Below are 20,889 nucleotides of genomic sequence, written 5' to 3'. Positions count from 1 at the left end.
AGATAGAACAATACACAGATGCCCGGCCGATGTGCAAATCGGCCGGGCATCTGTATGGTGGAGCAGGGGCGTTTCAGCCCGCGAGCTCCACCATGGACAGGGTGCGCTTTCCGCGGCGCACCAGCAGGTACTTGCCATGCAGTGCCTCGGCGGCGCCCAGGACGGCGTCAAGGTCGGTGACCTTGGTGTTGTTGACATAGGCCCCGCCCTCGGCGACGGTGCGGCGGGCCTCGGAGTTGCTCTTGGAGAGTTTGGCGGCGACCAGCAGTTCAACAATGGTCAGGCCGGCGGCTGGCGCCGCCGAACGGGGCAGCTCCCGGGTTGCCGATTCCAGCGTGGGCAGATCCAGCTCCCCCAGTTCGCCCTGGCCAAACAGTGCGGCTGAGGCGGCAATGACCTTCAACGTGGCGTCCACGCCATGGACCAGGGACGTCACCTGGAAGGCCAGCGTCCGTTGCCCCTCTCGGGCCTGCGGCTTGTCGGCAACGGACGCGGCAATCTCCTCAATTTGGGCCTTGGAGAGGAACGTGAACACCTTCAGGCGGTCCACCACGTCGGCGTCGGCCGTGTTCAGCCAGAACTGGTACATGTCGTAGGGGCTGCACATGTCGGCGTCCAGCCAGACGGCGTTGCCTTCGCTCTTGCCGAACTTGGTGCCGTCGGAGTTGGTGATCAGCGGCGTGCCCAGCGCGTGGACCGAGGTGCCCTCGACCTTGCGGATCAGGTCGGTGCCGCTGGTCAGGTTGCCCCACTGGTCGGAGCCGCCCTGTTGCAGGACGCAACCGTACTGGCGGTGCAGCTCCAGGTAGTCCAGGCCCTGGAGGATCTGGTAGCTGAATTCGGCGTAGCTGATGCCCTCGTCCGAGTTCAGGCGCGAGGCAACAATGTCCTTCTTGATCATGGTGCCGACCCGGAAGTACTTGCCAATGTCGCGCAGGAAGTCAATGGCGCTCAGGGGCGCGGTCCAGTCCAGGTTGTTGACCATGCGGGCGGCGTTGTCCCCCTCGAAGGACAGGAACCGCTGCACCTGGCCCTGCAGGTAGCCCACCCACTCGGAAACGGTTTCCTTGGAGTTCATGGTGCGCTCCGCCGTCGGACGGGGGTCCCCGACCAGGCCGGTGGAGCCGCCCACCAGGCCCAGCGGCTTGTGCCCGGCCAGCTGCATGCGGCGCATGGTCAGCAGCTGGACCAGGTTGCCCAGGTGCAGGCTGGGCGCGGTGGGGTCGAAGCCGCAGTAGTACGTGATCGGATCGCCCGCCAGGAGCTCCTCGAGCGCTGCCTCGTCCGTGGAGACCTGGACCAGGCCCCGCCACTTGAGCTCCTGCCAGACGTTGGCGAAGCTGGGATCGTTTTGGGGGGCGCGGAGTTCAGTTTGCAAAGACACACCACAAAATTACCAGCACGACGCCGCTTCTTCGCCATCCGTGCGCAGTTCCCTACGCTTCGATTCCCTCCGGCAGCGGTTCGGCGGCGATGAGGCGCAGGCGCTGGGTGGGGCGGGTCATGGCGACGTACAGGTCCCCCACCCGTCCGCCCGCACCCGCCAGCAGGGCCGCCGGTTCCACGATGACCACCCCGTCAAATTCCAGCCCCTTGGCCTCGTGCGGGTCGATCACCACGATGTCCTGCTCCACGGAGCCGGCGCCGTGGCCCACCCTGGTCCCGTAGACGGCACGGAGGGCGGCCGCCGTTGCCGCCACGAGAGCCGGGGGCGCTATGACAGCAACGAGGCCGCCGGCCACCGCCGCGGTTTCTTCCGCCATGACCTCGACCACGCGCTCGATCACGCCGCCGGGGGCGACGCGGTCCACAATGGGCGCCCATTCGCCGTCGCGCACGGCCTTCGGGGCGGAGACCACCTGTCCGGCCGCGTTGGCCATGCGCACGGCGGCTTCGGCGATCTGCCGGGGGGTGCGGTAGTTGACGGTCAGTTCCTCCATGGTCCAGCGCTCCCCCATGAACGGCGACAAGGCCTGCCGCCACGAATCTGCCCCGGCTGCGGAACTGGTCTGCGCGATGTCGCCCACAATCGTGAAGGACTTCACCGGGCAGCGGCGCACCAGCAGGCGCCACTGCATGGGCGAAAGCTCCTGTGCCTCATCAACCACCACGTGGCCATAGGCCCAGGTCCGGTCGGTCAGCGCCCGTTCCGCGTTGCTCAGGTGCTCACCCTCCACCACGTTGTAGTCGGCCAGCTGTTCGGCGGTGAGCATGCCGTTCACGCCGGAGTCCTCCAGCTGCTGGTCCATGTTGGAGATGGCCTTTTCGGCGTTGGCGAGGTCGCGCCGGCGCTGGGCGTCGTGGGCGGCCTCTGCCCGGCCGCCGGTCGCGTCGAGTTCGCCCAGGAGTTCTGCGGCCTCGTCCAGGAGCGGGACGTCGGACTCCGTCCAGGGGGCATCGGCGGGGCGCAGCAGGAGGGCCCGTTCGGCATCGGTGAATCCGGGGGCCACCGCGGCCAGGATCTCCGGTTTGCTGAACAGCTCGCGAACCAGTTTTTGGGCGCTCAGGGGCATCCAGCACAGGTTGAGCATGATCCGCACGTCCCGCGATGAACGGACGTCCTCGGCGAGATAGGACCTGTCGGCCGTGTTGCCGGCGCCGCTGGCTTCAATGTGCTCGCGCAGCTGGTCGGTCAGCTCACGCAGCAGGATCTTGACAAACGTCAGGCGGGCCTCGTTGTGCGGCTTGCCGGTGGCGCGGGCCTTGTCCCGGGCGCGGCGCACCTGGCGGGCAGCAAGGACCAGGCGGGTGCCTTCGACGTCGAGCCTGGCATCACCGCGCGGCAGCCGCTGGCGGTTGGCCACGGCGTTCGCAATGACCTGGGCCATGTCGATCCGGCCCTTGAGCCGCGCCACCTGCGGTGACTCGACGGCCGTGGCGCTGATGCCGGGCAGCAGGTGGCCCACGCTGGCCATGACCACCCCGGTCTCGCCCAGGGACGGGAGCACCCGCTCAATGTATTTCATGAAGGCGCTGGAGGGGCCCACCAGGAGCACTCCGGCGGAAGCGAGCCGCTCGCGGTGGGTGTAGAGCAGGTACGCGGCGCGGTGCAGTGCCACGGCGGTCTTGCCGGTGCCGGGACCGCCCTGCACCACGAGGGCACCGCTCAGGGGCGAACGGATGATGCGGTCCTGCTCGGCCTGGATGGTGCCGACGATGTCACTCATGCGGCCGGTGCGTTTCGAGTTCAGGGCTGCCAGCAGCGCGCCCTCCCCCTGCAGCTGCTCGCCGTCCACCAGCATCGTGTGGTCCAGGACGTCGTCCTCGATGGCCTTGACGTTGCGCCCGGTCAAAATGAGGTGGCGGCGGCGCCGCACCCCCTGCCGCTCGAACGCGGTGGCCTGGTAAAACGTGCCGGCTTCCGGCGCCCGCCAATCCACCATGAGCTGGCGCAGGTCCTCCGTGGACAGCCCGATCCGGCCGATGTAGCGCAGTTCGCCGCTGTCCAGGTCAAGGCGGCCGAAGGCCAGCTTGTCGTCGACGGCGTTCAGCTGGGCCAGGCGGGTCTCGTACAGCGAGGCAAAGGCGTCGCGTTCGGAACGGTTCTGGTGCGTGCCCATGGACTTGGTGCGGCGGACTTCATCGAGTTGTTCAATCTTTTCGGCGCGAAGTTCGTCCAGTCGGGCGTAGAGCCCATCAACGTAGGAACGTTCATGGGCCAGCTCGGCGTCATACATGCAAAATGCTCCTGATAGCGAAGGAGGGGTTCCAAAAGGCGGACCGTCTATTCTATACCCGACGGCGGGTCAGGGGGTACTTGCGCCAGCGGCCACGCGTAACACACGCCCGCCGGCACTCGGCGGCCGGAACGCTGGCCCGCCACTATACGTGCATCAGCGAGACCACCTCGAGGCCCGGAAGGTTCCCCCTGCCGGCCAGGGCATCGATTTCCAGGACAACCCCGACGCCGGCCACCACGGCCCCGGCGCGCTCCAACAGGGCTGCGGCGGCGCCGAGCGTGCCGCCGGTGGCGAGGACGTCGTCGAGAATTAACACACGCGTGCCGGCAGGGATGTCGTCCTGGTGCAGTTCCAAGGTGGCATGGCCGTATTCCAGCGCGTAACTCTCCGCGTACACGGCGCGGGGAAGCTTGCCGGCCTTCCGGACGGTGATGACACCCGTTCCCGAGGCGTAGGCCGCGGCGGCCGCCAACAGGAACCCGCGCGCCTCAACCCCGGCAACGGCGTCGAACTTTCCGGCGAAGGGCGAAACCAGCGAATCCACCACCTGGCGCAGTGCCTGGCCGTCGGCAAAAACAGGGGTCAAATCCTTGAACGCAACGCCCGGCTTCGGATAGTCCTCCACAGTGGCGCAAAGACACTCAACAACCGCGGAAACTGGCGGATTTTCGAGGGTGGGAGGTGTGGTGGCGGAAGACGCGGATTCGGTGCAGTGAGTTTGTTTCACCTTTCCACGGTACAGGCTCCTGAACGGGTGGTTTTCGGGACCCAAAAAAGGTGCTTATATATTCCCCGTGCAACACAACATTTCACTGCCCGGACACGGTGTCCGGCTTGTGCCGCTGCGGCGTCGCCATGCGGCAGACCTGTTCCCTTTTGTCGATTCCGAACTGTGGGCCGGGATGGCTGCCGAGCGCCCCACATCGCGTCGTGGGTTGGAGAAAATCTTTGCCGCACGCATCATGGATCCGGCCGTTATTGCGTTCGCCGTCCTTGACGGGGCCACCGGCACCGTGGCCGGCACCACCAGCCTTTACGACTACGTCCCCGGCCAGTCGCGCGTTGAGTTGGGCATGACCTTTTTTGGCCGCAATTATTGGGGCCGCAACGTCAATGCCGCCTCCAAGCTGGCCCTGCTGGGCTTCGCGTTCGAGGAACTGCTGGTGCACCGGGTGGCCCTGCGCTGCGATGTCCGCAATGAACGCAGCGCGGCCGCGATCCGGAAGCTCGGTGCGTCCCTGGACGGCGTGCTGCGCGGGTACCGCAGGGGCCACGACGGCTCGCGGGTGGACACTGCCGTCTACTCCATCCTGGAACACGAATGGCCGCAGTCCCGGGCGGGGCTGGTCCGCCGCCTGACCCCCGCGGACCTGCAGCCGGAAGTGGCCGAACTCATTGGGCTTTCGGAACAGCTGGTACGCGCCGACGCGGGCCGCGCACCACTCCCGGCTTGAACTTGGAGACAGTGGGGTCCCCGTCAATCCAGAACCGCCACGGATAGTCGGCAGTGCCGCCCGGACCGCTGATGCCCACCCGGGGCCCGGACATGACACGGCGCGGCGGCCCGGCCGGCAGCGTCACGGTGACTTCGCCGGCCAGCGCGGGGATCCCGTTGTGTTCTCGGCCCAGGCCCAGGGCCTTGGTGAGCCTGGCCGGGCCCTGCGCGAGCTCATGGTCGTGCTTGGCCGTGGGACGCCGTGATCGGGCCAGGTCCAGGCCCTCCACGATTTCACCGGCCCGCATGAGGCACCCGGAGGAGATCCCTTCCGGCCGGCACACCAGGTTCGCGCAAAAATGCATGCCGTAGGTGAAGTAGACGTAGAGGTGCCCGGGCGGGCCAAACATGACGGCATTGCGGTTGGTCTTGCCGCGGTAGCTGTGCGCCCCCGGATCCGGATCGGGCGAGTCGGCCGGGCCCAGGTAGGCCTCGACCTCGGTCAGGCGCACGACGACGGGCCCTTCCGGACTCTCATGCCTGACCAGTGCGCCCAAAAGGTGGGGCCCCACCTCCGTTGCCGGATGCTGCAGAAGTTCAAGGATGTCGACGGGTGGGGCCATGGTTCCACGTTAGCAGGAGCCGCCGGCGGTTTTCCGCCGGATCAAAAGTGGCCCCGCGGGCAGCCGAAACCGTGTCAGGATGCGCCCTGTCCATCCGTCCCGGTGTAGAACGCGGTGGTGCGCCTGGCGGCCGCCCTGGCGTCCCCGGGGTTGGCCCCGTTGGCGATCGCGGCGTCGGCCCAGGCCTCGCTGCTGGCCGCCATGAACGGATTCATGATCTCCGGTGCCGGCCGGTGCTGCGGGCCCGTGGGAATGCCCCGCAGGTAGTGCTGGAGGCCCAGCAGTGCCCCGTCCCAGCCGACGCCGACCGAGCCGGGGCCATAGTTTGCCATCATTTCCGGGTCAACCGTGGAGGTGTGCGCCAGCTCCACCAGGGAGTGGTCAACGTTCGTCGGCGTCACCGTAAACAGCAGTTCGGAATCCGGGCCCTGGCCCATGACCCAGGAGACGCGAAAGCTGCGCCCGGCATTGCAATCCAACACTTCGCCCGAGGCGTTTCCCTCAAGGGCGTAGCGGCCGCCGATGCCCAGGTCGCCGCTAATGGGCAGGAACCATTTTTGAATGCTGTCGGCTTCCGTGCAGGCGGCCCAGACATCATGGACGGGGGCAGGAACTTCGAGTTGCAGGACCACCGAGGTGGCCTCCTGATGGTTGAGCGTGGTCGTCTTGACAAGTCGGGTGATTCCAGTGAGCATATCCATGATGTCAGCCATGCAGCCAGACTAGGCGAGGGTGGGGGCTCGGGCAAACAGCGTACGCGGCAGCCGTGGCAGGATGGTCCCCATGGGACAAGCTCAGCCATTTCATCCACCCTTTGAGCCGGGCATCTTTGATTTCCTGGCGGCGCGTGCGGTGGACGGGGTGGAGGAGGCGACATCCACCAGCTATGCCCGGACCCTTTCCCTTCCCGGCGGCCACGGCTGGTTCCGGCTGTCCTGGGACCGCGGGAAACTGCTGCTGGACCATGACGTCCAGGACCCTGCCGACTCCCCCGTGCTGGTCGAGCGGGTCCGGCATCTCTTCAACCTGGACCACAGGCCGGCCGCCGCCGACGCCGTGCTGGCGGCAGACCCGCTGTTGGCCGGGCGCGTCGCGGCCCTGCCGGGCATCCGGCTGCCGGGTTGTGTGGACCCCCATGAAATCCTGGTCCGTGCCATGGTGGGACAACAAATCACGGTTGCTGCGGCCACGACCGCGCTCCGCGGGTTGCTTGTGCTCGGCACACCCAGCAATCTTCCGCACGGCACGCTCACCCGCCTGTTCCCCTCCCCTGCCCAAATTGCCGGGGACGGCCGGGGCATCCTGCGCGGCCCGCAGCGCCGCATTGACAGCCTCATCGCCGTGGCAGGAATGCTGGCAAACGGCTCCTTGAGCCTCCAGGCCTCGGACACGCCGGAATCGCTTGCCGAAAAGCTCCTGCCCCTGCCCGGGATCGGCCCCTGGACGGTGGGCTATGTCAGCATGCGTGTGCTGGGCAGCAGCGACATCTTCCTCCCCACGGACTCGGCCGTCCGCAACGGCTACGGCCTGCTGCGCGGCGACTCCCTGGCCGCGGCCCGGTCCATCAAGCCACCGGAACTGGCCCGCGTGGCCGAGCCGCTGCGGCCCTGGCGCTCCTACGCAACCCTGCACTTTTGGCGCGTCTCCGGGGAGCGGCCGGCCGGCCGCAGCTGAGCGCGGCCGGGGGCTACTTCGCCAACGCCGTTGGCCAGGGCAACAGCTGCGGCAGGTCCACGGAGTCGGCGGCGGCCTCGGCCCGCAGGCTGTCCAGGGTGGGGGTGCGCCCGGCCAGCCAGGCGGCGATGTCCGTCAGCATGCCCTGCACCGAGATGGTGTCCCCGCCGCTCCCCAGCGTCATGGTCGGCAGGGCCACCGGCAGCAGCACCAGGCGCAGATTCTCCGGCACCCGGGCCGCCAGGAAACTGAGCAGGTAAAGGCAGAATTCCTTGGACCACGTTTCCGGCCCGCGGCCCACGTCAAGGTCCGCGAGGTGGATGACCAGTTCCCGCCACAGGGCCAACGCCCCGTCGTACACCGTGCCGTCACGGTAGTTGATGCGCAGCCGCCACTGTTCGTCATCCAGCCCGGCCAGGGCGGAGAGCACCCGCTGCAGGGCGGCGTCCAGCGTGGCCCGGTGTTCGGCGGCCGGGTGTCCCGCCGCCATTTCGATGGCCTGGTTGCGGCCGCCGGTGCCGCCGTCGTAAAACTCGATGGAGTCCCCGCGCAGTGCGTACTCCACCTGCCGGGCAACGGCGTCGGAGACGTTGGCAACATGGGCCAGCACATGCCCCCTCGTCCAGCCGGGCAGCCCGGTTGCGGCGCGGACGTCGTCGTCGCTTAAATGGGCCACTTTGCCGGCCAGGGCGTCCGCTGCCGCGCCCAGCCGGTCCGTCAGCTGGGCCGTTGTTATCTCAGTCATTGCCCCAGCATAGCGGCCGAGGGGCCCGCTGCGAGCTTGCGAGCAGTGGGAGGGCGCTGTGCGATAGCGGCCGAGGGGCCCGCTGCGGGCTTGCGAGCAGTGGGAGGGCGCTGAGCGATAGCGGCACAGCTGCAAAAAATGCCCACATCCGGTGTGCGGATGCGGGCATTTTCCGTGCAGCGGCGGCGCCGGTCAGGCCAGGAAGGCCCGCACCTGGCCCAGCTGCCCCTCCAGGGCGGCCAGTTGTTCGGTCACCGCCGACGGGGCGGTGCCCCCCTGGGAGTTGCGGCTGTTCAGCGACCCTTCCGTGCTCAGGACCGTGCGGACCTCGGGGGTGAGGTGCGCGGAGATGGACGCGTATTCCTCGTCCGTCAGGTCCCACAGCTCCACGCCACGTGCCTCGGCCACCTTGACCGCGGCCCCCGAGAGTTCGTGGGCGTCGCGGAACGGCACGCCCTGGCGGACCAGCCACTCGGCAATGTCCGTGGCCAGGGCGAAGCCCTGCGGCGCCAGGGATTCCATCCGTTCGGTGTTGAACACCAGCGTGGCAATCATGCCGGAAACGGCCGGGAGCAGCAGTTCCAGGGTGTCCGCCGCGTCAAACACGGGCTCCTTGTCCTCCTGCAGGTCCCGGTTGTATGCCAGGGGCAGGCCCTTGAGCGTGGCCAGCAGCCCGGTGAGGTCGCCGATGAGACGACCCGCCTTGCCGCGGGCCAGTTCCGCCACGTCCGGGTTTTTCTTCTGCGGCATGATCGAGGACCCGGTGGAGTAGGAATCGTGCAGCGTCACGAAGGAGAATTCCTTCGTGGCCCACAGGATGACTTCCTCCGAGACGCGGGAGAGGTCCACGCCGATCATGGCGGACACCCACGCAAACTCGGCGAAGACGTCGCGGGAGGCGGTGCCGTCGATCGAGTTCCACGCGGCCGAGGCAAAGCCAAGGTCCGCAGCGACGGCGTTCGGGTCCAGCCCCAGCGAGGAGCCGGCCAGGGCGCCGGAACCGTACGGGGAAACCGCTGCACGCTTGTCCCAGTCGACCAGGCGCTGCACATCGCGCAGCAGCGCCCAGGCGTGGGCGAGCAGGTGGTGGCTGAGCAGCACCGGCTGTGCGTGCTGCAGGTGCGTGCGCCCAGGCATGGCGACACCGTGGTGGGCCTTGGCCTGCGCCACCAGGGCGTCGACCACGGCCAGCACTCCCCCGGCGATGATGCGTGCGTGGTCCCGCAGGTACATCCGGCCCAGCGTGGCGATCTGGTCGTTGCGGGACCGGCCCGCGCGGAGCTTGCCGCCCAGCGCGGCGCCGGCCCGTTCGATCAGGCCGCGTTCCAGCGAACCGTGTACGTCCTCGTCGGTCGCCGCCGGGCCGTAGGCGCCGGACTTGACGTCTGCCTCCAGGTCCGAGAGCGCGTTGAGCATGCCGGCCAGCTCGCCGTCGTCGAGCAGCCCTGCCGTGTTCAGGACACGGGCGTGGGCCTTGGACCCGGCAATGTCGTAGAGGGCCAGGCGCCAGTCAAAGTGGGTGGACTTGCTCAGCGCAGCCAGCGCGTCGGCCGGCCCGCCCTGGAAGCGTCCGCCCCAGAGTGCGCCCTCGTTGGTCCCGTGGGTCTCGACCACCGCCGGCTACTTCCCTGCGACGCGCTGGTCGCGGGTGGAGGCGACCTTGGAGGACATGCCCCACAGCTCGATGAAGCCGCGGGCCTGCGACTGGTCGAAGGTGTCCCCGGTGTCGTAGGTGGCCAGGTCGAAGTCGTACAGCGAGGTGTCGGAGCGGCGGCCGTTGACGATCGCCTGCCCGCCGTGGAGGGTCATGCGGATGTCGCCGGAGACGTACTTTTGGGTGTCCTCGATGAAGGCGTCCAGGGAGCGTTTGAGCGGGGAGAACCACTGGCCGTCGTAGACCAGTTCAGCCCAGCGCTGGCCCACGGAGGACTTGAAGCGGGCCTGTTCGCGCTCGACGGTGATGTCTTCGAGGTGCTTGTGCGCGGTGATCAGCGCCATGGCGCCCGGGGCTTCGTAGATTTCGCGGGACTTGATGCCCACCAGGCGGTCCTCGACGACGTCGATCCGGCCCACGCCCTGCGCGCCGGCGCGGCGGTTCAGTTCCTGGATGGCCTGCAGCGGGGTCACCTTGTGGCCGTCGATCGCGACGGGGACGCCCTGGGCGAAGGTGATGATGACCTCGTCCGGTGCCGGCGGGAATTCCGGGGTGGCCGTGTAGTCGTAGATGTCCTTGGTGGGCGCGTTCCAGATGTCCTCGAGGTACCCGGTTTCCACTGCCCGGCCCCAGACGTTCTGGTCGATCGAGTACGGGTTCTTTTTGGTCGTCACGATGGGCAGGTTGTTGGCCTCGGCGAAGGCGATGGCCTTGTCGCGGGTCAGCGCCAGGTCCCGGACGGGGGCGATGCACTTCAGGTCCGGGCCCAGGGTCTGGATGCCGACCTCGAAGCGGACCTGGTCGTTGCCCTTGCCGGTGCAGCCGTGGGCGACGGTGGTGGCACCAAATTCGCGGGCTGCCTTCACCAGGTGCTTGACGATCACGGGCCGGGAAATCGCGGACACCAGCGGGTAGTGGCCCTGGTAGAGGGCGTTGGCCTTCAGGGTGGGCATGGCGTAGTCGTTGGCGAATTCGTCGCGTGCGTCGGCCACGTAGGCTTCGACGGCGCCGCAGGCCAGGGCGCGCTGGCGGATGTCCTCCAGGGACTCCCCGCCCTGTCCGACGTCCACGGCCACGGCGATGACCTCGGCCCCCGTCGCTTCGCCGATCCAGCCGATGGCAACGGATGTGTCGAGGCCACCGGAGTAGGCCAATACAATGCGCTCAGTCACGTTCTTTTCTCCTTTTATCACTGAATTTGATGGCGTCCGTTCGGGCCTGCGGCGTCGACGGATGGTGTTCTTGTGGTTCTTTGGTTCCCGTGGTTCTAGGGTAGGCGGTTGTCGGGGCCATTACCCCGCCGCGCCCGATTCGGCGGCAAACTGCAGGAAGCGTTCAGCCACCTGGGCCCCGCCCTGGGGGTCCCGGGTGATGATCATGACGGTGTCGTCCCCGGCGATGGTGCCCAGGATGCTCGGCATGACCGAATGGTCAATGGCCAGGGCCAGGAAGTTCGCCGCGCCCGGCGGGGTGCGCAGCACGGCAATGTTGGCCGATGCCTCGGCGGTGACGAGCAGTTCCCCGCACAGCCGGACCAGCCGGGTGTCCAGCAGTTCCTGGGACGACGGCGAATGGACGCCGCGTTCCCCTCCCTCCCGGGGGACGGCGTAGATCAGCCCACCGTCCTTGCCCCGGACCCGGTAGGCCCGCAGTTCCACCAGGTCCCGGGACAGGGTGGCCTGCCCCACCACCAGTCCGTCGTCGGCCAGCAGGGTGGCCAGCTCCGCCTGGGAACGCACGGCCCGGCTGGCCAGCAGGGCCGTCACGCGGGCCTGGCGGGCCGTCTTGGTGGCCGGCATGGCACCACCGCCGGAAGTCCTGGACATGGTCAGGCGCCGGCCGCTTCCGTGGCGGCCTGCAGGGCCAGCGCGTCCTCGGCCGCGGTCTGTTCCACCAGCCATACCATGAGGGCCTTCTGCGCGTGCAGGCGGTTTTCTGCCTCGTCCCACACCACGGACTGCGGGCCGTCGATGACGGAGCCGGTGATTTCGTAGCCGCGGTAGGCCGGCAGGCAGTGGAGGACTATTGCGCCGGCGTCCGCCTTGGCGAGTGCGGCGTCGTCGAGCGCGTAGTCCTGGAACAATTGCAGGCGCGCCTCCTTCTCGGCCTCCTGGCCCATGGACACCCAGGTGTCGGTGACCAGGACGTCGGCCCCGGCGACGGCGCGGTCCGCATCCGTGGTGACCAGCACGGAACCGCCGGTGAGGGCGGCCCGTTCCTCGGCGGCGGCCACCACAGCGGCGGCGGGCAGGTACCCTTCGGGTCCGGTGATGCGCACGTGCATGCCGGCCGTGACGCCGGCCAGCAGGTAGGAGTTGGCCATGTTGTTGGCGGAATCGCCCATGTACGTCATGGTGAGGCCGGCCAGTTTGCCCTTGTGTTCCTGGATGGTGAGCAGGTCCGCGAGCAGCTGGCACGGGTGGTAGTCGTCGGAAAGGGCGTTGATGACGGGCACCCTGGAATGGGCGGCCATTTCCTCCAGGCCCTCCTGGGCGTAGGTGCGCCACACGATGGTGGAAACCATGCGCTCGAGCACCCGGGCGGTGTCCGCCACGGATTCCTTGTGGCCGATCTGGGCCTCGCCGGGGTTGATGATCAGCGGGTTGCCGCCCAGTGCGGCCACGCCGGCGGCGAAGGACACGCGGGTCCGGGTGGAGGTCTTGTCAAAGATCACGGCCACGGTCTGCGCGCCCGCGCCGTCGCCGGCAAAGGTGCTCTTGGAATAGGGGGCCTTTTTCAGCCGGGCGGCCAGGGCCAGGACCTCCGCCTGCTCCGAGGGGCTGAGGTCGGTGTCAACCAAAAAGTGCCGGGTCATCAGGATGCTCCTTCGGTGGACTGGGCCGCAACGGCCGTGTCGATGAGGGCGGGCAGTGCCGCCAGGAACGAGGCGGCCTGTTCGGCCGTCAGGTTCAGCGGCGGGGCCAGCCGGATGGTGTTGGGACGGGGCGCGTTGACGATGAAGCCGGCGTCGAGGGCGGCCGTCACCACGCCCGCGGCGACGGGCCGGTCCAGGTCAAAGCCGATCAGCAGGCCGTGCGCACGGACCTCGGTGACGGCGTCGATCCCGGCCAGGCCGTCGGCGAAGATGCGGCTGACGGCGCGCACGTTGGCCAGCACGTCCTGGGCCTCAAGCACGTGCAGCGTGGCCAGGGCCGCAGCCGTGGCCACCGGGTTCCCGCCGAACGTGGTGCCGTGCTGGCCGGCGGACAGGAGCGATGACGGCCCTTCGCCAAAGGTGACGATGGCGCCGATGGGGAATCCCCCGCCCAGGCCCTTGGCCAGGGTCATGGCGTCCGGCTGGATGCCGGCGGCGAGCCCGGCGAACCATTCCCCTGTGCGGCCCACGCCGGTCTGCACCTCGTCAACGATGAGCAGCGCGCCGGCCTGCGTGGCCAGCTCGCGTGCGGCGCGCAGGTACGCGTCGGAGAGCGGGCGGACGCCGGCCTCGCCCTGGACGGGTTCGATCACGAAGGCGGCCACCGTGTCATCGAGTGCTTCCTTCAACGCCTCGATGTCGTTGAACGGGATGTGCCGGACACCGCCGGGCATGGGTTCGAACGGTTCCCGGTAGGCCTGCTTGGCCGTCAGCGCCAGGGCGCCCATGGTGCGGCCGTGGAAGGCGCCTTCGAGGGCTAGGATGGTGCTGCGTTCCCGTCCGTCCGCGGCCGGGTGTGCCTTGCCGTGGGCCCGGGCGAGCTTGAACGCCGCCTCGTTGGCCTCCGTGCCGGAATTGGCGAAGAACACCTTGGAGCCCTGGGGCGCGTTGCTCAGTTCCAGCAGCTTTTCGGCCAGCGCAATCTGGGTGGGGCTGGTGAAAAAGTTCGAAACGTGGCCCAGGGTGGCCAACTGGCTGGCGATCACGGAGGTGACAAAGGGGTGGGCGTGGCCCAGCGCGTTAACGGCGATCCCGCCCAACAGGTCCAGGTACTCCTTGCCGTCGGCGTCCCACACCACGGCACCGGCACCACGCACGAGGACGCGCTGCGGGCTGCCAAAGACACCCATCAGCGCATTGCCGTAGCGCGCCAGCCACTGCTCGCCGGTGCCCGTGCCTGTCACGGCGGCTGCCGTGGCGGGGAGCTGCACGGACTGGCCGTTGGCCGTCCGGAGCCCTTCGGCACTGGTGTTTTCCGGGCTGGCCCCGGCCGTTTCCTCACTCATGATGCGTCCTCTTCGTCGGGAAAAACCTGGGTGCCGTTGCCGGCGGTGGTCATCAGTTCCAGCAGCATTGAATGCGCGCTGCGCCCGTCGACGACGGCGGCGCGGGCCACCCCGCCGTCGACAGCGTTCAGGCAGGCGCCCATCTTGGGGATCATCCCCGATTCCAGCGACGGCAGCATGGCGCGCAGTTCGCCGGCGCCCAGGGAGGACAGCAGGGATGACTTGTCCGGCCAGTTGGCGTAGAGGCCTTCGACGTCGGTCAGGATGACCAGGCGCGAGGCGCCCAGGGCGACGGCCAGGGCCGAGGCCGCGGTGTCCGCGTTGACGTTCAGTACGGTGGAGGCGTCGCCCACCTCGGGCGCCACGGTGGAGATGACGGGGATGCGCCCGGCCTCCAGGAGGTCGATGATGGCGCCGGGGTTCACGCCCACCACCTCGCCGACCAGGCCCAGGTCCACGGGCAGCCCGTCCACGACGGTGCCGGTGCGTTCGGCCTGCAGCAGCGCCCCGTCCTCGCCGGACAGCCCCACGGCGTATGCGCCGTGGGAGTTGATCAGGCCCACCAGTTCGCGGCCCACCTGCCCGGTCAGGACCATGCGGACCACGTCCATGGCCTCGGGCGTGGTGACGCGCAGGCCGCCCTTGAACTCGCTCTTGATGTCCAGGCGCTTGAGCATCGCGTTGATCTGCGGACCGCCGCCGTGCACCACCACGGGCTTGATGCCCACGTGGTGCATGAACACGATGTCCTCGGCAAACGCCCGCCGGAGGTCGTCGTTGATCATGGCGTTGCCGCCGTACTTGACCACCACCACGGTGCCGGCAAATTGCTGGATCCACGGCAGCGCCTCAATCAGCGACGCTGCCTTGTCCTGCGCGGTTTCCACCGAATCCATCATTCTCTTCCTTCAATTCTTCGCCGTTGCCGGCCGCCGGGGCAGGCCCGGCCGCCGGACCTACGACGAGTAGGCGCTGTTTTCTTCGACGTAGTCATGGGTCAGGTCGTTCGTCCAGATGGTCGCGGAGGCCGCGCCGGCGCGCAGGTCGATCTCGACGGTGACTTCGCGCCCGGCCAGGTCCACGAGGTCGCGGGAGTCGCCAATGGCGCCCTTGCGGCAGATCTGGACGCCGTTGATGCTGACGTTGATCTCGTTCGGGTCGAACACGGCGTCGGTGGTTCCGACAGCGGAGAGCACGCGGCCCCAGTTGGGGTCGTTGCCGAAGATGGCGCACTTGAACAGGTTGGAGCGGGCCACGGCCCGGGAGGCGATCTCGGCGTCGCGTTCGCTGTCCGCGTTGACGGTGGTGATGGCGATGTCGTGCTTGGCGCCTTCGGCGTCGGCGATCAGGGCGCGGGCCAGGGTGGCGCAGACCGTGGTCAGGCCGGCGGTGAACTCGTCCATGTCGGGGATCACGGTCGAGGCGCCGGAGCCCAGCAGCAGCACTGTGTCGTTGGTGGACATGCAGCCGTCGGAGTCGGCACGGTTGAAGGTGGGGCGGACGGCGTCGCGCAGGGCCGCGTCAAGCCCTTCGGGGGCCACCTCGGCGTCGGTGGTGATGACCACCAGCATGGTGGCCAGCCCGGGGGCCAGCATGCCGGCGCCCTTGGCCATGCCGCCAATCGTGTAGCTGTTGCCGTTCGCGTCGGGGGCGGATGTCCAGGCCGTTTCCTTCGGGACGGTGTCGGTGGTCATGATCGCGGCGGCGGCACCGGCCCCGCCGTCGGCCGCCAGCGCTGCCGCGGCAGCCTCCACGCCCGGCAGGATCTTGTCCATGGGGAGCTGCTCGCCGATGAGGCCCGTGGAGCAGACGGCAACGTCCGTGGCGGAAATGCCCAGCACGTCGGCCACCTTCTCGGCGGTGGTGTGCGTGTTTTGGAAGCCCTCGGGCCCGGTACAGGCGTTGGCGCCGCCGGAGTTGAGCACCACGGCGTCCACGCGCCCGTCGCCCAGGACCGTCCGGGACCAGTGGACCGGCGCGGCGGCAACGCGGTTGGAGGTGAACACGGCGGCGGCGCTGCGCTGCGGGCCGTCGTTGACCACCAGGGCGAGGTCGGGGTTGCCGGATTTTTTCAGTCCGGCGGTGACGCCGGCGGCCCGGAAGCCCTGTGCAGTTGTGACGCTCATGGTGCTACTCCTTGGAAGGACAGGCCGGTGCTTTCCGCCAGGCCGAGGGCAATGTTCATTGACTGTACCGCCCCGCCGGCGGTCCCCTTGGTGAGGTTGTCGATGGCGCAGCAGGCCACCACCCGGTTGACGTTGGGGTCGTAGGCGATTTGCAGGGCCGCGTAGTTGGAGGCCTGCACCGACTTGGTGGAGGGCCACTGGCCCTCCGGAAGGACCTTCACGAACGGTTCGCCGGCGTAGGCGTCAACCCAGGTCCGGCGCAGGGCCGCGGCCAGGTCCTGCCCGCCCAGGCCGGCCGCAAATCCGGGTGCCACCTTGGCCGTGGCGGTCGCGAGGATGCCGCGGCTCATGGGGGCCAGGGTGGGCGTGAAGGACACCTTGACGTCGAGGCCGGACGCCTCGGAGAGGCCCTGCTGGATTTCCGGCGTGTGCCGGTGCCCGCCACCGACCCCGTACGGGCTCATGGAACCCATGACTTCGGAGCCGATCAGGTTGATCTTGGCGGCCTTCCCCGCGCCGGAGGTGCCCGAGGCCGCCACGATGACGACGTCGTCCGGCAGCAGGGCGCCGGCGCTAAAGCCGGGCATCAGGGCAAGCAGCGAGCTGGTGGGGTAGCATCCGGGGACCGCGATCCGCTTGGCACCCTGCAGCTTCGCCCGGGCGCCGGGCAGTTCGGGCAGGCCGTAGGGCCAGGTGCCGGCGTGCGGGGAGCCGTAAAACTTTTCCCAGGCCTCGGCCGACTGCAGGCGGTGGTCGGCACCGGCGTCGATCACGAGGGTGTCGGCCGGCAGCTGGGCCGCGATGGCGGCGGACTTGCCGTGCGGGAGGGCGAGGAAGACGACGTCGTGCCCGGCGAGGTTGTCCACCGTGGTGTCGACCAGGATGCGGTCGGCCAGTGCATGGAGGTGCGGCTGCAGTTCACCCAGGCGGGTGCCGGCGTTGCTGTGGGCGGTGATGGCCCCGATGGTCACGTCCGGGTGGCTGGCCAGGAGGCGGAGCACCTCTCCCCCGGCATATCCGCTGGCTCCGGAAACGGCTACTGAAATCGTCATAAAACGACTATACAGCAGAATTATTCATAGATGCCGATATTTATCCATGAAGTTCAGGCGACCGGGGAATTTTCGCACCTATGATGTAAACATCGCTTCCGCCTTTGGTGGCAGGCGCCGATCCAATGCAGTTGACGTCCCCGGGAATTTGAACAGAAGTGGAGTACACCATGACCTCGCGAAACCGTGCCATCGTTGCCGACGCCCCCGGCGGTCCCGAGGTCCTGGCACTGAAGGAAGTGCCGGTTCCCGAGGCCGGGCCAGGCCAGCTTCTGGTGCGCATCGCCGCCGTCGGCGTGAACTTCATTGAGACCTACCAGCGCGACGGCACCTACAACGTCCCGTTCCCCTTCACCCCGGGGGCCGAGGCGTCCGGGACAGTGGTGGCGCTCGGTCCCGGGGTCGAGGAATTTGCCGTGGGCGACCACGTGGCCACGGCCGAGGGCGTGGGCTGCTACGCCGAATATGCCATCTTCCCGGCGGACAAGGCGCTGCCGGTGCCCTCCGCGCTGCCCCTGGACGTCGCCGCGGCCCTGCCGCTGCAGGGCATGACGGCCCACTACCTGATGAATTCCACCTACCATGTGGAACCCGGCCAGACGGTGCTGCTGCACGCCGGCGCCGGAGGAGTGGGCCTGCTGCTGACCCAGATGCTCAAGGAGCGCGAGGCCCGGGTCATCACCACCGTGTCGACGGATGAAAAGGAGGAGCTTTCCCGCGTGGCCGGGGCCGACGACGTCCTGCGGTACGACGGTTTCGCCGAGGCCGTCCGTGAGCTCACCAACGGCGAAGGCGTCGACGTGGTGTACGACGGCGTCGGGAAGGACACCTTTGAAGGTTCCCTGGCGTCGTTGCGGATCAGGGGGACGCTCGTGCTCTTTGGCGGGGCGTCCGGGCAGGTGCCGCCGTTTGACCTGCAGCGCCTCAATTCCTCCGGATCCCTGTTTGTCACCCGTCCCACGCTGGCGCACTACCTGCGCAATCCGCAGGAGCGCCGCTGGCGTTCCGCCGACGTCTTCAACGCGGCGGCGGCCGGAAAGCTGACCGCCCGCATTGGCGCCCGCTTCCCGCTGGCCGAGGCCGGCGCCGCCCACTCGGCGCTCCAGGCCCGGCAGACTACGGGCAAGGTCATCCTGGTCCCGTAACCCCGTCCGGTCCGGGGCGGAGCCGCCCGGGGCGGCCCCGCCACGGACCCTACCGCTGGGTGGCCCCGAAGCGTTCGCCGGCCAGTTCGACGGCGGCCGCGCGGGCGGCGGAGGCCTCGTCGGCCGTCAGCGTGCGGTCCGCGGCCCGGAAGCGCAGCCCGAAGGCGAGCGACTTGCTCGCCTCCGGGATGCCCTTGCCGTGGTATTCGTCGAACAGTGCCACGTCCTCAAGCAGCTCCCCGGCTCCTTCGCGCAGGGTGGCCAGCACCTCGGCTGCCGGAATTTCCGCCGGCACCACCAGGGCCACGTCCTGGGTGGCCACCGGGAAGGTGGAGATCGGCCTGGCCACGATCACGTCCGGGGCGGCGTCAAAGACCATGCTGGCGTTGATCTCCATGGCCACGGTGCGCGCCGGCAGGTGCTGCTCGGCCAGCAGGCGTGGATGCAGCTCACCGGCATGGCCCACCACCTCGCCCGAGCGCAGCTTCAGCACGGCGGCGCGGCCGGGGTGGAAGGCCTGGTGCGAGCCCTGCTCCACCACCAGGTCCACGCCGGTCACATCGGCCACGAGGCGTGCGGCGTCGATGGCGTCGGCCCAGTCCCAGGCCCGCGGCGTGTGGCCGGGTGCGGCGGCGGTGTCCCTGCCGGTAAAGACGGCGCCGATCGTGAGCGGCTGGTAGGGGATGCCGTCGTACAAGGCGTCCAGGACGTCGTCGGACGGCTTGGCGCCGAGCGGCGGGATGGACGCCGTGCCAAAGGTGCCCGAGGGCAGGAACACGAGGCCGGATTCGAATAATGCCAGGTCGGTGAAGCCGCGCGAGTGGTTGCGCTTCGCCGTGTCAATCAGGCCCGGCAGCACCGAGGTGCGCAGGTAGCCGAACTCCTCGCTCAGCGGGTTGGCGAGCTTGACGGCCCCGCGGGGGGCGCCCGCCTCGGCCACGCCGAAGGTGTCGTTCGCGGCCTTGGACACGAACGGGTAGGCGAGGATTTCCGTCAGCCCGGAGTCCGCCAGGGCCTGGACGGCGCGCCGGCGCTGCTGCTGGGTGCGGGAGTAGCCCCGGCCCGGAGGGGCGATGGGCAAGGTGGCGGGAATCGCGTCGTAGCCCACCAGGCGGGCCACTTCCTCCGTGAGGTCCTCGGGGGTGGCCAGGTCGTGGCGCCAGCTCGGGGCCGTGACGTTCCAGCCGCCGTCGGCCTCCTCAACACCGGCTCCCAGGTCGGTCAGGGAGTCCACCACCTGCTCCGGAGTGAAGTCGATGCCGATGCGGGCGGAGGCGAATCCGGCCGGAAGGAACACGGTGACGGGCGCCGGCTCCGTGCCCACGTCGGTCGCCGTGGTGTCCTCGGTGCCGCCGGCCAGTTCCACGAGCAGGTTCACGGCGCGCTGGGCGGCCTCGTCGGCCACCTCCCAGTCCACGCCGCGCTCAAAGCGCTTGGATGCCTCGGAGGGCAGCTTGTGGCGGCGGCGCGAGCGGGCGATCGAGACTTCCTCGAAGTGGGCGGCCTCGATGAGGACGGAGGTGGTCGCCGGGGTGACCTCGGTGGCGGCCCCGCCCATGACGCCGGCCACGCCGATGGCGCCGGAGGCGTCCGTGATGAGCAGGTCCTCGGTGTCCAGCTTGCGCACCTTCCCATCCAGGGTCTGCAGGGTTTCCCCGGCGGCGGCGCGGCGCACCACGATGTCGCCGGAGAGCTTGTCGGCGTCGTAGAAGTGCAGCGGCTGGCCCAGCTCCAACATGACGTAGTTGGAGATGTCCACGGGCAGCGAGATGGAGCGGATGCCGGCCAGGCGCAGGCGGGAGGACATCCAGGTGGGGGTTGGCGCGGCCGCGTTGATGCCGTGCACGGTACGGGCCACGAAGCGGTCGCAGCCGGGCAGCCCGTAGATGGGTGCCTGGTCCTCGAGGCGGACGGGGTACCCCGGACCCGACGCGGGCGTGACGGAAACCAAGGACGCCGGATCCATAAAGGGCGTGCCCGTCGCGTGGGCATACTCTCGGGCGGCGCCGCGGATGCTGAACACGTAGCCGCGGTCCGGGGTCACGTTGATTTCGGCGGCCTCGTCCCGCAGGCCCAGCAGTTCCAGCGCGTCGGTGCCCGGCTCCGGGTCCAGGCCCAGGGTGGAGAGCACCAGGATGCCGTCGTGCTCCTCGCCCATGCCCAGCTCGCGCACGGAGGCGATCATGCCTGCCGAGACGTGGCCGTAGGTCTTGCGCGGGGAAATGCGGAAGTCGCCGGGCAGCACGGCGCCGGGCAGGGTGACCACCACCTTGTCCCCCACCTCAAAGTTGTGGGCACCGCACACGATGCCCTGCACGCCGGAGGGGTCAATGCCGTCCCCTTCGAGGGCCTGCGTGGCGCCTTCGGGAACCACACGGACGGAACACCAGTTGATGGTCTTGCCGTTGCTCTGCGGCTCGGGTTCCTTGGACAGCACCCGGCCCACCACCACGGGGCCGCTGATGGAGTCCAGGGGCCGGTGGACGGCCTCTTCCTCAAAGCCAACCTTGACCAGCTCAGTCATGACGTCTTCTGCAGTTGCTCCTGCCGGCACCTGCGCATACTCGCGCAGCCAAGTCAGTGGAATACGCACG

General features: G+C 68.9%; 18 protein-coding genes. 3 read left to right on the top strand and 15 right to left on the bottom strand.

Annotated elements, in window-relative coordinates; translation table 11 throughout:
* Positions 1–73: 73 nt before the first annotated feature.
* The 3 genes from tyrS to G6035_RS12110 all read right to left on the bottom strand — a co-directional run bounded on the left by tyrS (position 74) and on the right by G6035_RS12110 (position 4,407).
* A complete protein-coding gene (gene tyrS / locus G6035_RS12120) occupies positions 74–1,384 on the bottom strand; it encodes a tyrosine--tRNA ligase (protein WP_176617350.1) in 1,311 nt (436 codons plus the stop codon).
* A gap of 52 nt (positions 1,385–1,436) precedes the next feature.
* Positions 1,437–3,677, bottom strand: a complete 2,241-nt coding sequence (locus G6035_RS12115) for an AAA family ATPase (RefSeq protein WP_176617349.1) — start codon at positions 3,675–3,677, stop codon at positions 1,437–1,439.
* 145 nt (positions 3,678–3,822) lie between these two features.
* A complete protein-coding gene (locus tag G6035_RS12110; protein ID WP_176617348.1) occupies positions 3,823–4,407 on the bottom strand; it encodes an adenine phosphoribosyltransferase in 585 nt (194 codons plus the stop codon).
* Between the two features lie 67 nt (positions 4,408–4,474).
* On the opposite strand from G6035_RS12110, the gene G6035_RS12105 reads away from it, so the two are divergent.
* Entirely contained in the window at positions 4,475–5,134 is a 660-nt protein-coding gene (locus G6035_RS12105; RefSeq protein WP_176617347.1) for a GNAT family N-acetyltransferase, read from the top strand.
* On the opposite strand, the gene G6035_RS12100 is transcribed toward G6035_RS12105, so the two are convergent.
* Complete coding sequence (locus G6035_RS12100) at positions 5,073–5,738, bottom strand: DNA-3-methyladenine glycosylase (RefSeq protein WP_176617346.1); 666 nt, start codon at positions 5,736–5,738, stop codon at positions 5,073–5,075. The genes G6035_RS12105 and G6035_RS12100 overlap by 62 nt on opposite strands.
* A 74-nt stretch (positions 5,739–5,812) precedes the next feature.
* The gene (locus tag G6035_RS12095) at positions 5,813–6,451 is read right to left on the bottom strand and encodes an SRPBCC domain-containing protein (RefSeq protein WP_176617345.1); all 639 of its coding nucleotides are present in this window, start codon (positions 6,449–6,451) and stop codon (positions 5,813–5,815) included.
* 70 nt (positions 6,452–6,521) lie between these two features.
* Here G6035_RS12095 and G6035_RS12090 point away from each other — a divergent pair, with 70 nt between their 5' ends.
* Entirely contained in the window at positions 6,522–7,412 is an 891-nt protein-coding gene (locus G6035_RS12090) for a DNA-3-methyladenine glycosylase (RefSeq protein WP_176617344.1), read from the top strand.
* A 13-nt stretch (positions 7,413–7,425) separates the two neighbouring features.
* Here the strand turns inward: G6035_RS12090 and G6035_RS12085 are convergent, their stop codons facing one another.
* From G6035_RS12085 to argC, 9 genes are all read right to left on the bottom strand, one after another.
* Positions 7,426–8,157, bottom strand: coding sequence for a maleylpyruvate isomerase family mycothiol-dependent enzyme (locus G6035_RS12085; RefSeq protein WP_176617343.1), 732 nt, complete (start codon positions 8,155–8,157; stop codon positions 7,426–7,428).
* Between the two features lie 192 nt (positions 8,158–8,349).
* Positions 8,350–9,771 (bottom strand): argininosuccinate lyase, encoded by a 1,422-nt coding sequence (gene argH, locus G6035_RS12080; RefSeq protein WP_176617342.1) that lies wholly within the window; start codon positions 9,769–9,771, stop codon positions 8,350–8,352.
* 6 nt (positions 9,772–9,777) lie between these two features.
* Positions 9,778–10,983, bottom strand: a complete 1,206-nt coding sequence (locus G6035_RS12075) for an argininosuccinate synthase (protein ID WP_176617341.1) — start codon at positions 10,981–10,983, stop codon at positions 9,778–9,780.
* 120 nt (positions 10,984–11,103) lie between these two features.
* Positions 11,104–11,637, bottom strand: a complete 534-nt coding sequence (locus G6035_RS12070) for an arginine repressor (RefSeq protein ID WP_218063153.1) — start codon at positions 11,635–11,637, stop codon at positions 11,104–11,106.
* Between the two features lie 2 nt (positions 11,638–11,639).
* Positions 11,640–12,626, bottom strand: coding sequence for an ornithine carbamoyltransferase (gene argF, locus G6035_RS12065; protein ID WP_176617339.1), 987 nt, complete (start codon positions 12,624–12,626; stop codon positions 11,640–11,642).
* Positions 12,626–13,972 carry an acetylornithine transaminase gene (locus tag G6035_RS12060; protein WP_176617338.1) on the bottom strand — a complete coding sequence of 449 codons (1,347 nt, stop codon included), beginning with the start codon at positions 13,970–13,972 and terminating at the stop codon, positions 12,626–12,628. Before G6035_RS12060 ends, argF begins: the two co-directional genes overlap by 1 nt.
* Positions 13,969–14,868: an acetylglutamate kinase gene (gene argB / locus G6035_RS12055; protein ID WP_176617359.1), complete on the bottom strand. Its 900-nt coding sequence runs from the start codon at positions 14,866–14,868 to the stop codon at positions 13,969–13,971. Before argB ends, G6035_RS12060 begins: the two co-directional genes overlap by 4 nt.
* Before the next feature lie 60 nt (positions 14,869–14,928).
* Positions 14,929–16,098, bottom strand: coding sequence for a bifunctional glutamate N-acetyltransferase/amino-acid acetyltransferase ArgJ (gene argJ / locus G6035_RS12050; RefSeq protein ID WP_176617337.1), 1,170 nt, complete (start codon positions 16,096–16,098; stop codon positions 14,929–14,931).
* Positions 16,095–17,150: an N-acetyl-gamma-glutamyl-phosphate reductase gene (gene argC / locus G6035_RS12045; protein WP_176617336.1), complete on the bottom strand. Its 1,056-nt coding sequence runs from the start codon at positions 17,148–17,150 to the stop codon at positions 16,095–16,097. The genes argJ and argC overlap by 4 nt, the downstream gene beginning before the upstream one ends.
* Positions 17,151–17,320: 170 nt before the next feature.
* Here argC and G6035_RS12040 point away from each other — a divergent pair, with 170 nt between their 5' ends.
* Positions 17,321–18,295 (top strand): quinone oxidoreductase, encoded by a 975-nt coding sequence (locus tag G6035_RS12040; RefSeq protein WP_176617335.1) that lies wholly within the window; start codon positions 17,321–17,323, stop codon positions 18,293–18,295.
* A 49-nt stretch (positions 18,296–18,344) separates the two neighbouring features.
* Here G6035_RS12040 and pheT read toward each other — a convergent pair whose 3' ends face one another.
* Positions 18,345–20,888 carry a phenylalanine--tRNA ligase subunit beta gene (gene pheT / locus G6035_RS12035; protein WP_176617334.1) on the bottom strand — a complete coding sequence of 848 codons (2,544 nt, stop codon included), beginning with the start codon at positions 20,886–20,888 and terminating at the stop codon, positions 18,345–18,347.
* Between the last annotated feature and the right edge of the window lies 1 nt (position 20,889).

The sequence above is a fragment of the Arthrobacter sp. SDTb3-6 genome (assembly GCF_013376095.1).
Lineage (GTDB): Bacteria > Actinomycetota > Actinomycetes > Actinomycetales > Micrococcaceae > Specibacter.
Note: the sequence above shows the minus strand (reverse complement) of the source record. Positions and strands in the feature narration are given on the sequence as shown.

Excerpts from the sequence above, each read along its gene's own strand:
- G6035_RS12040 (WP_176617335.1), top strand. The coding sequence starts at position 17,321 with ATGACCTCGCGAAACCGTGCCATCGTTGCCGACGCCCCCGGCGGTCCC.
- G6035_RS12095 (WP_176617345.1), bottom strand. The coding sequence starts at position 6,451 with ATGGCTGACATCATGGATATGCTCACTGGAATCACCCGACTTGTCAAG.
- G6035_RS12085 (WP_176617343.1), bottom strand. The coding sequence starts at position 8,157 with ATGACTGAGATAACAACGGCCCAGCTGACGGACCGGCTGGGCGCGGCA.
- argC (WP_176617336.1), bottom strand. The coding sequence starts at position 17,150 with ATGACGATTTCAGTAGCCGTTTCCGGAGCCAGCGGATATGCCGGGGGA.
- G6035_RS12100 (WP_176617346.1), bottom strand. The coding sequence starts at position 5,738 with ATGGCCCCACCCGTCGACATCCTTGAACTTCTGCAGCATCCGGCAACG.
- argF (WP_176617339.1), bottom strand. The coding sequence starts at position 12,626 with ATGACCCGGCACTTTTTGGTTGACACCGACCTCAGCCCCTCGGAGCAG.
- G6035_RS12090 (WP_176617344.1), top strand. The coding sequence starts at position 6,522 with ATGGGACAAGCTCAGCCATTTCATCCACCCTTTGAGCCGGGCATCTTT.
- G6035_RS12115 (WP_176617349.1), bottom strand. The coding sequence starts at position 3,677 with ATGTATGACGCCGAGCTGGCCCATGAACGTTCCTACGTTGATGGGCTC.
- argJ (WP_176617337.1), bottom strand. The coding sequence starts at position 16,098 with ATGAGCGTCACAACTGCACAGGGCTTCCGGGCCGCCGGCGTCACCGCC.
- argB (WP_176617359.1), bottom strand. The coding sequence starts at position 14,868 with ATGGATTCGGTGGAAACCGCGCAGGACAAGGCAGCGTCGCTGATTGAG.
- G6035_RS12070 (WP_218063153.1), bottom strand. The coding sequence starts at position 11,637 with ATGTCCAGGACTTCCGGCGGTGGTGCCATGCCGGCCACCAAGACGGCC.
- G6035_RS12060 (WP_176617338.1), bottom strand. The coding sequence starts at position 13,972 with ATGAGTGAGGAAACGGCCGGGGCCAGCCCGGAAAACACCAGTGCCGAA.